12 protein-coding genes are annotated in these 15,567 nt (G+C 41.4%); 3 read left to right on the forward strand and 9 right to left on the reverse strand.

The features are described from left to right. The first annotated feature begins 651 nt into the window (after nucleotides 1–651). The gene (locus AAG747_RS26270; RefSeq protein ID WP_346824234.1) at nucleotides 652–1,377 is read left to right on the forward strand and encodes a hypothetical protein; all 726 of its coding nucleotides are present in this window, start codon (nucleotides 652–654) and stop codon (nucleotides 1,375–1,377) included. A 43-nt stretch (nucleotides 1,378–1,420) separates the two neighbouring features. Here AAG747_RS26270 and AAG747_RS26275 read toward each other — a convergent pair whose 3' ends face one another. From AAG747_RS26275 to AAG747_RS26305, 7 genes are all read right to left on the reverse strand, one after another. Next, entirely contained in the window at nucleotides 1,421–2,497 is a 1,077-nt protein-coding gene (locus tag AAG747_RS26275; RefSeq protein WP_346824235.1) for an NAD(P)/FAD-dependent oxidoreductase, read from the reverse strand. Between the two features lie 152 nt (nucleotides 2,498–2,649). Then, nucleotides 2,650–3,417 (reverse strand): glucose 1-dehydrogenase, encoded by a 768-nt coding sequence (locus AAG747_RS26280; RefSeq protein ID WP_346824236.1) that lies wholly within the window; start codon nucleotides 3,415–3,417, stop codon nucleotides 2,650–2,652. Between the two features lie 170 nt (nucleotides 3,418–3,587). Beyond that, nucleotides 3,588–3,941, reverse strand: coding sequence for an MmcQ/YjbR family DNA-binding protein (locus tag AAG747_RS26285; protein ID WP_346824237.1), 354 nt, complete (start codon nucleotides 3,939–3,941; stop codon nucleotides 3,588–3,590). 42 nt (nucleotides 3,942–3,983) lie between these two features. Further along, nucleotides 3,984–4,184, reverse strand: a complete 201-nt coding sequence (locus tag AAG747_RS26290; protein WP_346824238.1) for a DUF6728 family protein — start codon at nucleotides 4,182–4,184, stop codon at nucleotides 3,984–3,986. 109 nt (nucleotides 4,185–4,293) lie between these two features. Then, the gene (gene ispG, locus AAG747_RS26295; RefSeq protein ID WP_346824239.1) at nucleotides 4,294–6,276 is read right to left on the reverse strand and encodes a (E)-4-hydroxy-3-methylbut-2-enyl-diphosphate synthase; all 1,983 of its coding nucleotides are present in this window, start codon (nucleotides 6,274–6,276) and stop codon (nucleotides 4,294–4,296) included. Nucleotides 6,277–6,534: 258 nt separating this feature from the next. Beyond that, on the reverse strand, nucleotides 6,535–6,957 hold the full coding sequence (locus tag AAG747_RS26300; protein ID WP_346824240.1) for a hypothetical protein: 423 nt from the start codon (nucleotides 6,955–6,957) through the stop codon (nucleotides 6,535–6,537). 69 nt (nucleotides 6,958–7,026) lie between these two features. Next, nucleotides 7,027–7,653, reverse strand: a complete 627-nt coding sequence (locus tag AAG747_RS26305) for a hypothetical protein (protein ID WP_346824241.1) — start codon at nucleotides 7,651–7,653, stop codon at nucleotides 7,027–7,029. A gap of 320 nt (nucleotides 7,654–7,973) precedes the next feature. Here AAG747_RS26305 and smc point away from each other — a divergent pair, with 320 nt between their 5' ends. Further along, nucleotides 7,974–11,513, forward strand: a complete 3,540-nt coding sequence (smc, locus tag AAG747_RS26310) for a chromosome segregation protein SMC (RefSeq protein WP_346824242.1) — start codon at nucleotides 7,974–7,976, stop codon at nucleotides 11,511–11,513. 585 nt (nucleotides 11,514–12,098) lie between these two features. Beyond that, nucleotides 12,099–13,871: a bifunctional lysophospholipid acyltransferase family protein/GNAT family N-acetyltransferase gene (locus tag AAG747_RS26315; RefSeq protein WP_346824243.1), complete on the forward strand. Its 1,773-nt coding sequence runs from the start codon at nucleotides 12,099–12,101 to the stop codon at nucleotides 13,869–13,871. A gap of 118 nt (nucleotides 13,872–13,989) precedes the next feature. Here AAG747_RS26315 and AAG747_RS26320 read toward each other — a convergent pair whose 3' ends face one another. Both AAG747_RS26320 and AAG747_RS26325 read right to left on the reverse strand, forming a co-directional pair. Then, complete coding sequence (locus AAG747_RS26320) at nucleotides 13,990–14,553, reverse strand: hypothetical protein (RefSeq protein ID WP_346824244.1); 564 nt, start codon at nucleotides 14,551–14,553, stop codon at nucleotides 13,990–13,992. A gap of 137 nt (nucleotides 14,554–14,690) precedes the next feature. Continuing rightward, nucleotides 14,691–15,155, reverse strand: a complete 465-nt coding sequence (locus AAG747_RS26325) for a hypothetical protein (RefSeq protein WP_346824245.1) — start codon at nucleotides 15,153–15,155, stop codon at nucleotides 14,691–14,693. Between the last annotated feature and the right edge of the window lie 412 nt (nucleotides 15,156–15,567).

Genomic DNA, 15,567 nt, shown 5'->3' on the forward strand with positions numbered 1-15,567 from the left:
TTACAATCTCAAAAATAAGTTTGCTGCCTGCACTAACCGACAGGACTTTAAACCTTGATAGGAGTCTCAAGCCTTAAACTTTTTTAAAGCTAAGGAATTTCCATTGAAAATCCATTTCTTGTAATTTTCTCTCTTGTATCTTTTAGAGAGGGGGCTGGCCGATGACAGAGGAACTTTACCGGGTGCCCTTCAGGGTAGGCTCGGAGGGATCAGGAAAAAAGAACCGGACCAAGGAGTCCGGCTATTTATTATATAACTCATAAACCAAATTAAATAGATGCTTAATTCATCCAATTGAAAAAAGAAGTTTTCATGGTTTTTGAGTGACTAACTATGTCGTATTTCTACAGATAATTGACAAGGGTTATTTGTAAAAGGTTGGAAGAGGGTTCGAATAATTTTTTGCATTGTAAAATATCCAAAATACTCAATTAAATTCTATAGGATGCTCTACCCGCATTCCCTTTGAATCAGTTTTTTTTAGTATCCTTGCCTGATAAAAACATTTGGCTTTTGGGGTAGTTAATTTGGTGGGGTTACTGTGTAAATGACTGAATGGAAACAAGAATCCGTGCTACTGATCGTGAAAACGATTGGGTATGATTTTTTTATTGAGTGGAAATCTGCATCACTTAATTTTTTTCTAGAACAATGGATAGAAGTAATAGTATGATCAAACAGGTATTTTTTTATTGGGTAATGGTCATAGTTTTAAGTTGTGCCGGGTGTAGTGAGAGTGTGATTGAAACCGGAGGGAAGTTGCGTGGAGAAGAGTACTATCCCTTGGTAGTAGGGCGGTATACGGACTATGATGTTCACCATATCCTTTATCACGAATTTGATGAAGATGAAATCTTTCAATACCAGATGCGCGAAGTATTGGCCGATACGTTTCGAAACAATGAAGGACAATTAGTTTATCGTATAGAACAACTTGTCAGGGAAAATGAGAGCGAAGATTGGGAGATCGATTCTGTTTGGACTGCTTATTTGGACAAGGCCCGTTTGATCAAACAGGAAAGCAATGTACCTTATATTAAACTTACCTATCCGCTTACATTGAATAAAGCATGGAATGGCAATGCTACCAATACCCTTGATGAGGAATTGTATACGATTGACAGTGTGGAACATACTTGGGATACCGGGGAGTTGTCGTTTGACAATGCCGTGACAGTCCGGCATCAAAAGGATAGTAGCCTGATCCATAAAGATGTACGTTTTGAAGTGTATGCCGAAGAAGGAGGGATGGTATATAAAAAGTCAGAGGTCTATCAATATATCAACGATTCGCAAGATCCCGATTTTGGCAAAAATATCATTGCCAGCGGTTATTTTCTTGAGATGAAAGCCAGAGATACGGGATATATCAAATAACAATAGCCAGGTAGAGGACAAACCTGGCAAAATGATGCCGGACTTATAAATCTTCCACTCGCAAACCCTTTCTTTTTAACCCCCGCAGCAAGTTTACCTCAGGGTGAAAGGGAGTCTGTCGTTCCATATGTTCGGCCAGTTGCCAAGCAAAGTAAGGCGCTAAAGAAACCCCTTTGGTGCCCAAGCCATTCAATATGCCCAGGTTGGGGTGTTTGGGGTGTGAGCCGATGAAAGGCCTTCGGTCGTAAGTGGCAGGCCGGATACCCGCTACTTGTTTTTCAATCTCATAAGGTGCATTTATCAAAGCCTCCAGCTTCTCTATGAGTTGCATCTTTCCTTTTTCCGTAGCTTCCTTATTCAAATCATGGAATTCATAGGTTGCGCCTACTTTGTAAATTTCTTTTTGGTAAGGTAACACAAAGCAGTTGCGGTTAATGATGTGTTGAAAAGAATGCTTTGGGAAGCGTAACCAGAATAACTCTCCTTTTACACAGCGGTATTCTAACCAATGAAACAACGGGTTTTCAGCCGATTCGTTTCCATCGCAAAAAATCAGTTTTTTAGCCCGGTAGTTTTTCCATTGAACATAGTCTTTTTCAATCACCAACTCCTCCGGGTTTAATTGTGCGTCCACAAAGCGACTTTGCCGGTCCAGCCATTGAGCGAAAGACGAAAGCATATGGGCCGTGTGTACATAACCGCTTTGAGTTACTTCCATGCCGCCAAAGGGATCTTTTACGGCACCATCGTATAATCCGTTGGCATGGAATTGCTTGATGTAGGGATCAAACTTTGGGTCGGAAGAAGCCGCTAACCAATCATTTTGCTTTTCCTGACTGTCGAAAGGAAAGTACATCGGAGTAGGATGGAAGATAGGAGTGTTTAAGGTCTTTTCCAACCTTTGGTAAAACTGCTCAAGGTAAGGGAATAGTTGATCTGCCAACCAGGTTTTTACCATTCTCCTTCCGGTAATAGGATTGAAAATTCCCGCAGCCACCATAGAAGATGCCTCTTCCTGACGGTTGTCAACTACCAATACCTCTTTTTGCTGTTCCAAAAGTGTAAAAGCCAGAGTGGTACCGGCAATTCCCTGGCCCACAATTATATAATCATATAGCATATTCCTGTCGTTTATTTAGCTGACGGATGGTCAATGAAAATTCAGTGAAGAAACGGAGAATCATCAGAATGAAGGATTGAAAAGTTAAAGTAAGATGGTTTGGAATCAATATCACTCTTTAGCTTTTCAACCCCTCCCTTTTTCAGATTTGCTTAAATCGTCAAACCACCATCGGCCGTGATTACCGAACCGGTACAATAGCGACCGGCATCAGAAGCAAGTAATAGCGCTATCCCGGTAATGTCTTCAGGTTTGCCCAAACTTTTTAAAGGCTGTTTGGCCATTACACCTTCCAGAATTTGCTCATTGCTCCAAAGCGACTTGCTGAATTTTGTTTTGATCAGACCCGAACAAATCGCATTCACACGGATATTGTCCATTCCCCATTCTTTGGCCATGACTTTGGTAAGCATTACCAAACCTGCTTTGCTCACACTGTAAATACCCAGTCCATAGCCAGGGTTGACGCCTTCCACACTACTAATGTTGATGATAGATCCTCCTCCGCGTTGTTTCATTGAGCGGGTGACTTTTTGACTCAGGTAAAAAGGTCCTTTCAAGTTGACATCGATGATCTTGTCAAATGTACGAAGTTCCGTTTCGGCAATAGGGCCAAATACGGGGTTGGTAGCAGCGTTGTTGACCAAAATATCAATTCCGCCAAAAATATTTTCAGCCTCGGCTACCAAACGATCAATTTGAGCGGTATCCCCTACATTACAAACGATGGCAGCAGCTTTGATCCCTTCTTCTTTCATTTGTGCGACAATGGGTAGCAAAGCCTCTTCTTTCCGGCTGGAAATAATGACTTTGGCTCCTGCTTTTCCGTATACCCAGGCGATCGCTTCCCCTATTCCTTTACTGGCTCCGGTAATCAACGCTACTTTTCCTTTCAGGTTGAAATTTTCTTCAAGTTTCATACTGTTTTAATTTGTGTTGTTTTAATGGTTTGATGATGTCCTTTTCTTTTGGTTAAGAGGTACTATCCCACAGTACAGTAGTACCCTGGGAGGTTTTTATGGTTGTGTTTAAATGAAAAATACCAGCCTATGGATAAGCTGGTATACATAAATTTGTAGAAGCGAATGTACTAATCTTTTTTGAGTTCTTCCCGGAGTTTTTTGGGTAATTTTGAAACCACCAGGTCATAAGAATGTTTCACCCAGAGTTTCAGTTCTTTATCGTTCATATCTGAACTTACCAAAATGGTATTCCAGTGTTTCTTATTCATATGATAACCGGGCAATACGGCCGTAAAGCGTTCCCGAAGCTCTTCTGCTTTTTCCGGGTCACATTTTACATTAATGCTCTCAAACAGCTCAATGTCCGTAAGAGCAAACATCTTTCCCATGACTTTAAAAACCAAGGTGTTTTGATCGAAAGGCAGATCTTCGGAAGTGCCTTTAAAGCTCAGGCAATACTCCCGGAATTCATCAAGGTGCATACAGATGTGTCAGGTTCGTAGGGTGTATGAAATAATGAGTGGCTATCCTATGAATAAGCGCCTGACCACCAATACAACTATGGCAATGAGGAACATAGCAATAGACAACTTATTAATGCCATGCATCATTTTGAGGCTAAAGCCAGGTTTGTGATTCGGGTCTTTTTTTCTGAAAAAGTAACCCAATACTTCGCCTAATGCAAAATAATCGCCAATGGAATTTTTATTACTTTTTGAGCTCATAATTGAGAGGTATTTAAAGATTATAAGTAGCTGTGAATACCGGATCCTGCCCTGTTGCCTGCTTGTGATTGTATCGTGATACAAAGCTATTTAAAATTTGTGACTTATGTTATTCCAGCTCCACCCAGTTATCATCTTCTTTGATCAAGCCAATGAGTTCGTCAACGGCATTTTCAGCAGGCACGTTTCGCTTGACTACTTCTTGTCCCCGGTAGAGAGTGATCTTACCACGGCCGGAGCCTACGTATCCGTAATCGGCATCGGCCATTTCTCCCGGGCCGTTTACAATACATCCCATAATCCCGATCTTAACTCCTTTCAGGTGGTCGGTGCGTTTCCGAATCATGGCAGTCGTTTCCTGCAAGTCAAACAATGTGCGGCCGCAAGATGGACAAGAAATGTATTCGGTTTTGGTCATCCGGGTTCTGGCGGCCTGTAAGGTGCCAAAAGCTACCTGGTTGTACAATTTGATTTTGGAGAACAACTCCTCTTTATCTTTCGATGACAATCGATCGGTTACTAACATCACGCCTTCACCAAAGCCGTCAATCAACAGACCTCCCAAATCCGTAGCGGCATAGAGTTGTAGTTGATCATCGCTAAGTTCGGGAAAGGTGCGTTGGGCAATTACCGGCACCTGGATTTTTTTATCATACAGAGAAAAGAAGATTCTCCTTAGGGCAGGCATCGCATGTGACTGTTCGGTTGCCAACAACAGGACTACGTTTTTGCTTTCTTTTAACCTTTTCAGTAATACTTCATCCACTTCACTGTCATACACTCTCAGAAAGTTAAGTTGGGAGTGTTTGGTGGTTTCCGAAAGGAAAGTAGCCTTGCTGAAAAGCGGTAAAGTATTTTCCTTGTCTGCCACATTTGTCCAAACTTCGCTGTCTACAATCTCTTTCACCCCATTGGGCAACATAAAGGACAGCTTGTTTTTTCCCGTATAAATATAATCACAACCTTGCTCATTCATCGACCACTTATCAGGCTCGGGTAAGTAGAAGTGACCGACCTGTTTCAAGTCTTTCATCCGGATTTCTCCACAGTGACTAAGGTCTGCAATGACCCTGGGTACATTTGAACCGCCAATATTCGCTACTTCAATGGTTGTGCGTTTTTCGTATTGGAATGGGTTTTTATGCAATGTTTCCAATGCCGGAATGGTCGTGTTATCCAGTTCGCGTTGGGTATAGCGGTCGATCAGGGCTTGTGCTACAGGAGCCTCTTTCTCCGGGTCTTCTGTTAGGGACACTCGTACGGTGTCGCCCAAGCCGTCTTCCAGAAGTGTACCAATACCCACAGCCGATTTGATACGGCCGTCCTGGCCATCTCCCGCCTCGGTTACACCCAAGTGTAAAGGGTAGGGTTTAAAGCCTTCTGCGTCCAGCTTTTGCACTAACAAACGGTAAGCCTGTACCATCACTTGTGTGTTACTGGCTTTCATCGAAAGTACGATATTATAATAGTTCAGGTCTTCACAGATTCGTAAAAATTCCAGGGCCGATTCCACCATTCCCAATGGGGTGTCGCCATACCGGCTCATAATCCGGTCAGACAAGGAACCGTGGTTGGTGCCAATCCGCATGGCTGTACCATGTTCTTTACAGAGATTTACCAAGGGGGTAAAGCGCTTCCGGATACGGTCCAACTCTGCTTGGTAAGAGGCATCATCGTATTCAATCAGGTCGAATTTCTTTTTGTCAGCATAATTCCCGGGGTTGATTCGAACCTTTTCCACGATCCGGGCCGCCACCTCTGCAGCATTGGGGGTGAAATGTATATCGGCAACCAACGGAACATTACAGCCCCGCTTTTGTAATTCTTTTTTAATATTTTCCAGGTTCTGTGCTTCTTTGATACTGGGTGCCGTAATCCGCACATATTCACAGCCTGCCTCTACCATGCGAAGGGTTTGTTCCACCGTACCCATGGTATCCATTGTGTCGATGGTGGTCATGGATTGTACCCGTATGGGGTGTTGTGCCCCCATAGGTACATCGCCTATGTTGACTTCAATGGTTTTTCTGCGAGCGTATTCTGTAAAACTGTTACAATATTGAAAAGGATGAATAGCCGACTGTTGTTCCATGGATATTTTGTTAAGCTTTGAACGGTTTGTCTTGAAATCTCTTATCCATCCAACCACTTGATAATTTCACTTGTTTGATTCTACAGGCGAATGTGATTGGCATACCGATGGCAAAGTTATAGAATAATCAGGAAACCGCTTAATACTTGGCAAGCATCTGTTCACAGTAATGATAAATCAAGAAAGGAACGGAGTCAGGTGGTCTGAAGAGGGGCAACTTACGAAGGACCAGGTATAGGGTTGGGCAGTACAATCGCCCTACTCAAGGTACTTTTGTGTGCCTGTCAACCAGCTTTGGGCATCTTCAGGGGTGTTGAAAAATTCAATCTGAAATTGACTTTTAAGCTTTTTAAAAGCGAGTGCCGATAGTTGGTTGGTTGTGCGGGTGAAATAGGTTTCGGATTTGACGATGGCCAGCTTTAACTTAAAGCCCAGTTTCAAAAACAAGTTGGGGATATAATTGGTAAGCAGCCAGCCTACGGTTAAAGGATCTAGCTTTTCCAATTTGGATTCATTGATCAGAATACGATGGACATGATTGGCCTCCGCAAATTGTAAGGTGTGTTGATGGGCAAACTTAAAATCCCCGGAAGGAACCCGACCTTCTATTCGTACCTCCAAAAATCGCGCATCTTCGTGAAAAATAACTTTGGTATGCCGTTCATCGAGTATCAAATCCATAAACCTCTTTTGTTGAAAAAAGAATAAGCTGCTAGTGAAAACAATTGATCAGGATTATGCCGGATATTTTTAGAAATACTTTCTGTCTAAAATTTCCTTAAGGATGACTGCGTTTTTTGCCCCCTCCTGACTGCGTAGCATTTTTACTATTTTATGCGTCTTTTGTGTCGTTTTCTTTTTCTTGGCGTTTTCAATGACATTTTCCGTGATTTTCGACTTATAAGCGGTTTTTTTCTTCTCTACCCGGACTTCTTTTACCGGAGTATAACCCAATTCTTCTTCATCTTCCTCCTCCATTATCACTTCTTTGGGTTTTTGCGGAGGAGGACTGGGTTGGGTAAATTGCTTAAGCAGTTCTTCAAAAGAAAGCGGGGTTTCCTCTCTTTGGGATGTTTGGCTTTGTTGAGTATTACCGTAATCGTATTTTGTTTCATCCTCAAAGTCGATTTCATCCTCAAACTCATCAATGTCGGAATAGTCGGTTTCCCGTTTGCTTTGAGGCATGGAGGGATATGGCTGAGTTTGAGGTTGGGCTTTGGTCCGTACCCTCTCAGGGCTGTTCACCTCTGCAGGTGTAGGCGGAGCTTTTTTCTTCTTGGTTTTTTTTCCGGAGAGAAACCAATAGATCAATAAGCCAATAACGGATGCAATTATTTCCAAAAAATCTTCCATATCTACGTGTTCGGTTCGTAACAAATCTAATAAATAATTTTATTTTTGTCTTTTTGCTTGGCAAAAGAGTCTTGGAATTTTTACCAATGAAGGCAAATTTTTTTGCGAAATAGTTTGTCAGGCAGGAAAGTTTCTTTCCGTTGGGGTTGGGCGCTGGTTTTCAGTCACCCTTACAGAAAGAAATCAATAGCTCAGAATTCAACAAAGATACAGGGAGAGCAATACCTAAGATAATCAGTTCCCCGGGGAAGGTCTCATTCATTCATCGCACTTGTATTGAACAATACATGATTTTTTTATGAAAGAATGGTCAATAATGTACAAATGCTTAACCAAGTAAGCCAATGCTGTTACAAAAATTAGAGGTCAGAGGGTTTAAAAGCTTTGGCGATAAAGTTGTCTTTAATTTTGACGAAGGGGTGACGGCCATTGTCGGTCCAAACGGCAGTGGCAAATCCAATGTAGTCGATGCGATCCGTTGGGTATTGGGAGAGCAAAGCACCAAAGCCCTGCGTTCGGACAAGATGGATAATGTCATTTTCAATGGAACCAAAAACCGGAAACCCTTGCAGATGGCGGAAGTGTCTCTGACCTTTAAAAACACCAAAAACCTGTTGCCCACCGAATATTCCGAGGTAACCATCTCCCGGAGGTATTACCGCTCTGGAGATGGAGAGTATTTGTTGAACGGAATTGCGTGCCGCCTGAAAGATATCCAGAACCTGTTTATGGATACCGGTATCGGCTCGGACAGTTATGCCATCATCGAGTTAAAAATGGTGGATGAAATTCTGAACGACCAAAACAACTCGAGGAGGCATTTGTTTGAAGAGGCTGCGGGCATCTCAAAGTTTAAAAAACGTAAAAAAGAAACCCTTAAGAAACTTAACGATACCGATGCCGACCTGGAAAGGGTAGAAGATCTGATCCATGAAATCAGTAAAAATATGCGCTCACTGGAGCGACAGGCCAAGCAAGCCGAGCGGTACTTGGTACTGAAAGAAGAGTATAAAAAATTTAGCCTTTCCCTGGCTTTGATGTCCGTGGCATCTCATATAGAAACGTTGCAATCCTTAGCGAAGAAAATAGAAACCGAGTCGGACAGTAAACTCAAGCTGGACAAACAAACGGCCGAGTTGGATGCGCAAATTGAAAAAGAAAAGACGGAAATTATCAATAAAGAGAAGCTTTTGGCTTCGAGGCAAAAGACGCTCAACGAACACGTTCATAAAATCCGGCAATACGAGAGTGAAAACAAGATTCGCAACGAACGATTAAAATTGTTGACAGACCGTTGTCATAAATTACAATTTCAGGTAGAGGAGGATCAAAAAAGCAATGAACGAGCGAAGTTCAGCTTGGAAAGCTTGGGGAAGGAGCGCGACCAAGTAGAAAAAATGCTGAATGAAACGGAGTTGGTGTTGGAAAACCTGAAGAAAGATTATGAATCGCAAAAACAAAAAAATAACCAACTCAAACAACAGGTAGCCGAGCTGAACAGCCGGATGAAGAGCAAGCAGGATTTGGTGTACCAGTTGAAAAAATCCTTGGAAATCAGCCATGTGCAACAATCGGCTTTGAGGCAGGAATTAGACCGGGAAAGTACCGCCACACATGAACGGACGGAAGATATCGCCAAGTTTGATGAAAAACTGGTGGTGTTGGAAGATACACTGACCCGGAAAAAGAGCTTGTTGGAAGAGATGGAACAAAGGCAAGTACTCGTAGAAAGCCAGTTGGAAGCCACCGAAGGAGCTTTGTCAACGCTCCGGGACGAGCTGTCGCAAACTTCCCGTTCCCTGGATGCTAAAAAGAATGAATACAGCCTGACCAAAGCGATGCTGGACAACCTGGAAGGCTATCCGCAAGCCATCCGTTTTTTGAGGCAAAGCACCGAGTGGGGGAAAGATTCCGTCTTGTTGTCAGACATCATCACTTGTGAAGAAAAGTATAGAGTCGCCATTGAGAATTACCTGGAGCCTTATCTGAATTTTTATGTAGTAGAGTCGGAGTTGCAAGCCATGGCAGGGGTAAATATGCTTAGCGATGCAGCCAAAGGTAAAGCTAATTTTTTGATACTGAATCATTTTAAAAATTACCAGACGCAAAGTTACCGGCAGTTTGAAGATGCCATTCCCGCCATAGAAATCGTAGAATACGATGAAAAATATCAGTTTTTGGTACATTACCTTTTGGAAGAGGTGTATGTAGTGACCCAAAATCAAGAGAGTTTGCCCCAAACAAAAGAGGCTACCTTTATCACGCAGAACGGTAAAATTATCCGGAAAAAATATTCTGTTTCCGGTGGAAGTGTTGGCTTGTTTGAGGGGAAGAAAATCGGAAGGGCCAAAAACATTGAAAAACTAAGCGAGGAAATCAAACAGCTGGAAAAGCGTCAGGCAGAATTGGAGAAGCTAATAGAGCAAAAGCTGACGGATATGCAACGGCTGAAAGAAGAGTTGAAAAGGGGAGAAATTGAAACGCTCAAAACGGAAGTGAGCCGGATAAATGAGGAGTATATCACCATCAAAACGAAAAAAGAACAATTCGCCTCTTTACTGGAAGATCAAGCCAATAAGCGGGAAACCATCTTCGAGCAATTGGAGCAGCTCAACGAAACGATTCGCGAAAATACACCGAAAGTTGCAGAGGAAGAGGAAACCTTGTTAAACCTTCAGGATCAATACGAAGAGTTTTCGGAAGAATTGATGCGGCATAACGAAGAAACCAGTTCCAAGTCTGCCGTTTATAATCAACAAAACATTTTATTTCACCGGCAAACCAACCAGTTAGAAAGCCTGGAAAAAGAGATTTCGTATAAAGAAACGGCTTTTGAAAGAGGTACGGCCCGCCTGCAAAACAATCAGGAAGAGGTGAAACATACGGAAACGGAAATCCGGCAGTTACAGGAATCCTCCGGTGTGAATGAAGAGGAATTGATTGCCTTGTATGAAGAGAAAGAGTCGATAGAGGCGGGAGTAAACGAAGCGGAGAAGGACTATTACAATGCCCGGGGGCTCATCACGGAAGTGGAGCAACAGGTCCGTTCTTGCCAACATAGAAGACAGGCCCTGGATGAGGTGCTTTTGAAGATGAAAGAAGAGGTCTCACAAACCAGAATGGAAATGGCTTCTGTCAAAGAACGGGTATCTGTGGAGTTTGAAGTAGAGTTGGAAACCCTGGAGTTGGCTGAAGAATATCGAGAGACACCTATGGAAACCTTAAAAGAAGAGGTGGAAAAGGTGAAAGGAAAACTTGACCGGATGGGGCCTATCAACCATATGGCCATTGAGGCGTACCATGAAATTAAAGAACGTCATGATTTTATCATCGAACAAAAGGACGATTTGTTAAAGGCAAAAGAATCCTTGGTTCAGACGATTAACGAAATAGATCAGGTAGCCCGGGAAAATTTTATGAAGGCCTTTACGGAAATCCGGGAGAATTTCATTGAGGTTTTCCGCTCATTGTTTACCGAAGAAGACAGTTGTGATTTAACCCTGGCTGACCCGGACGATCCTTTGAACTCAAAAATTGATATCATTGCCCGGCCCAAAGGGAAGCGCCCTTTGACCATCAATCAGCTTTCGGGAGGAGAAAAGACCCTGACGGCTACGGCTTTGTTGTTTTCCATCTACCTGATTAAGCCGGCTCCTTTCTGTATTTTTGATGAGGTGGATGCCCCTCTGGACGATGCCAATATTGATAAATTCAACAAGATCATTAAAAAGTTCTCTGAGAATTCACAATTTATCATCGTTACGCATAACAAACGTACAATGGCTAGTACCGACATTATTTATGGGGTGACAATGGTGGAACAAGGAGTGACGACTGTGGTACCGGTAGATTTGAGAGACGTAGAGAATCAATTTGAAAGTTGATCGGAATAGGTTGTGGGTGAAACATCTTATGCCTTGATTGGTTCTTAGGAAAAGGGCTTGTTTATGAACAGGTTGCTTTGGACTTGTAATATCTTTTTAGAAGTTTTTATAAAACAAAAATTACAAAATTTCAAGAGCGAAAGCCGGGGGAAATAGTTTGCTCTTTTTAAAGAATTACTTGGTTTTTTTGCTTTCTTTGCGCTTTGATTTTTTTATTCAATGACAAACTTCGTTCCCGTGAAGTTTGTGTGTAATGCTTTCTCAACCGGGTTGAGAAACGGTTTACAGCAGTAATGTTCCATGGTGGTTTATGGCTGTTCCCGACATCCATAAGCATGTTTAAGCCAAAAGTATTTGCCTCAGGGTAGATACTGATGTATTCCTTTTTATTTTCATAGTTAATAATAGTTGCCTAATAGCTAAAGGGTTAAGGGACAGGAAGATTGGTGTGTTTCTGCCCAAAACTAAGGAGAGGAGAGTTACATTGGTGTAATCTAAGGGAATGTAACTTCACGGTAAATTGATGTGGGGTTGAAACTTGATTTAAGCCAAAGGGGTAGCTTGTGAGGCAAAACAGGTAAAATCATGGAATTTATCTCTAAACAACAGTTTATTGCCACCAGTCAGCTTGATAAGCTCAAACTGGATTTTACAGCCGGCTTTTTGATGAAAGTCCTGAGAATTAATAAAATCAATAAAATTTACAGTGGCATCCGGTACGAAACAGACCTGGAGTTTTTGGAAAATGCGCTGAAAGATTTTCAGGTGCGTTATGAGTTTTCTCCCGAAGAAACGGAAAACCTTCCTCAGGAGGGGGCATTTATTACCGTTTCCAACCATCCTTACGGCCTGGCCGATGGGATGATCCTTCTTCGGATTTTATTGGAAAAGCGTCCGGATTTTAAAGTGATGGCGAACTATCTGTTGGAGCAGTTAGAGCAAATCAGACCTCATGCGATCTCCGTGAACCCCTTTGAAACCATGGGAAATCAAGGGATCAGTCTTGCCGGAATCAGGCGTTCATTTGAGCATTTGCAACAAGGGTGCCCTTTGGGTATTTTTCCGGCTGGAGAAGTATCGACTTTGCAAAAAGATGCGGGTGTGGTGGCCGACAAAGTTTGGGAAGCTTCGATTCTAAAATTTATCGCCAAAGCCAAGGTGCCTGTCGTACCGATTTATTTTGAAGGGTACAATAGTAAAATATTCCATTGGTTGGGTAAGATCCACCCTACCTTACGGACGGCCAAACTGCCATCGGAGTTATTAAATAAAAAAGACCAGATCACCAAGGTGCGTATTGGCAAAGCTATTTCTGTGAAAGAACAAGCCCAATGGGAAGACCCCGAAAAGCTTGGCAGGTATTTGCGAGCCAAAACGTATGCCTTGGGCAGTGGTATTAATGTGAAAAAATTTTTCCGGTCTAATTTTAAATTTCCGGCCAAACCTCAACCGGTAGCGGAAGCCTTGGCTACTGACCTGGTTGAAATCAATGTGGATTATATCCGTGAAAAATGCCTGGTGCATACCCATGGTGACTTTGAAGTCTTCATTGCGCATTCACAGGATATTCCTCATATCTTGCAGGAAATAGGAAGGTTAAGGGAAGTTACGTTCCGGGAAGTAGGAGAGGGTACTAATAACCCGATCGACCTGGATGAATACGATTTGTATTATTATCATTTGTTTATCTGGCATAAAACGGAAAGCAAAATCGTAGGTGCTTACCGTATGGGGAAAGGCCGGGAGATTTTCGATCAATACGGGGTAAAGGGATTATATATCAGAAGCTTGTTTAAGGTAAAAGAGGCCTTCCACCCTGTTTTAAAACAGTCGATTGAGCTAGGGCGCTCTTTTATCATCAAAGAGTACCAGCAAAAGCCAATGCCATTGTTTTTACTATGGAAAGGGATCTTGTATTTCTTGTTGAGAAATCCTCAATACAAGTATCTGATAGGACCGGTGAGTATTAGCAATAGCTTTTCGAATATGTCTAAGCATTTGATCATTGCCTTTATCAAAAAACATTTCTACGATTATGAGAAGGCGCAATTGATCCAGCCCAAAAAGGAGTTTGAAGTGAAAGGAAGCAATGTGGATGTGGATATTTTGTTGGAAAAATTCCAAGATAATTTTGAAGAACTGGACAAATTTATTCAGGATATAGAGCCTAACCGTTATAGACTCCCGGTACTATTAAAGAAGTATATCAAACAAAATGCCCGGATCATTGGGTTTAACATTGATCCTATGTTTAATGATTCATTGGATGGTTTGATTTTGTTGGATGTAAAAGAAGTGCCGGAAAAAACGATTGAAGGCCTGAAACGAGAGTTTAAAAAGTTAGCGGAAAACCAATAACGGTTATTGCGGAAGGCAGTACCGGGTGCGTATTTTCCTCTTGTGGGAATTTTACATATCTCGTGATAATGTTTCGATATAATGATAAGAGAGGTTTGTAAGTAGCAAACCTCTTTTTTTAATGCTTAATGCTTCGCTTTTGGATGAGTTTGTGCATTAGCAACATTACCAGTACCATCAGGAGGATTAAAAAATAAGCAGTGGTAAGTCCGCTTTTTATCAAGGTGGCGAAGCTGGTTATTTGTACCAGAAAGTTAGAAAGTTTAGGATAGGCATTTAAAAGTGTTACAATGCCGAGGTTTTCAAAGTAATCAAACAAGCCTGCGAATATCGGTACCAAGCATAGAAAGACAAACGGACGTTTAAACCTACCTAACTTTTGCAATATATAAGCCAAAAGCAGGCTATAGCTGAAGCCGAACAGAAAAGGATATACCATATCCAATGGAATCTGGTAGTTTAGGTAAGCTTCTCTGCCCGGTTCGCCTAAGGTGCTTAGTAATTTGTGTGTATAGCTCAAGTCGTATCCGGTGGGCATCAAATCAAATAATTTCATCCCCTTGGAAAAGCGCATTACATAAGGGATCGTCACGGTTAAGATCAGAGCATAGACCAAATTGGTTAAAAGAAAATAAATGGCAACCCTTTTACCTTTAAGCTGTTTTTTTAGAAATTCCTGCATTTTCAGTGAAATTCATGATGGAATCTTAGCTTCAAGATAAGATCTTTAAGGAAAAAATGGTAGTGTCTGTTTATGGAAAAGTTTACGGGTACACATAGAAGTAATAAAGCTGACTATAGAATCCGTTAACTTTTTCGTTACTGAAAAAGAGGTCTAATTATAAATGCGGCAGTGATATAAAGAATAATGGTGGCAACTGTTATGAGAGCCACATGGAGGTATTTCTTATTATTGTTTCCAAAGCGAAGAAAATTCATGTTTCCTGTCCAGCCTAAAAAGCCAATTACTCCTCCAAGAGCCCCACCACTTACGGCTAATAAAAAGGGCAATCCTCCAACAATATACTCATACCATTTTGGCTTAGGCCCAAAGTCAAACTTTTCATCATTAATTGTAATTTTAGCGTCAAATGGTGAAACCTTTACCTGAACTAAATATTCATTAGGCCCTACTTGAATTTTATATTGATTTTTAGTCTTGTGAATTGCTTTGATTTCTTTTTCTTGGTGTTTTAGATTAATTTTTAAGTCAAATAAACTAGGGGAGACGTTGAAATTTAAAGTAAGGTCGGAAAATTTTTCCTCTTTGAATTTGATTTCCATTTTTTAATATTCGTTTATATGTGGTTTAGTAAAATGCAGGACTTATCAATGATGACTTTGTTAGTTACATTCGTTGATAAAGGTAGTTCCATACATGTTTTTTTAAATAAACTAAGGGATGTTGTCTGAAAATTAGCTTGTTTTAAAGAAGAAATGAAACGATTGGCAAACGAAATACCTAGTCTGTTTCAAGTTTTTTATATGTTAAGTGGAGGGAGCTGCTAAAGGCTACAGATAGTCTGCTACGTGATCTGGTCTAAGTAGGCTTGTTTTAATTGAGAGGGATTTGATACTAGTGTTAAGTAAAATTTAAAATAACGTAATAATTCAGTACCTTTAGAAAAAAGATGAAAAGGTACAGGGTCAAATTACTGCAAGAAGAAGTATCCGAGCTTAGAGCGATAATTGATAA

This window comes from Rapidithrix thailandica (assembly GCF_039710355.1).
In the GTDB taxonomy this organism is placed as follows: domain Bacteria; phylum Bacteroidota; class Bacteroidia; order Cytophagales; family Flammeovirgaceae; genus Rapidithrix; species Rapidithrix thailandica.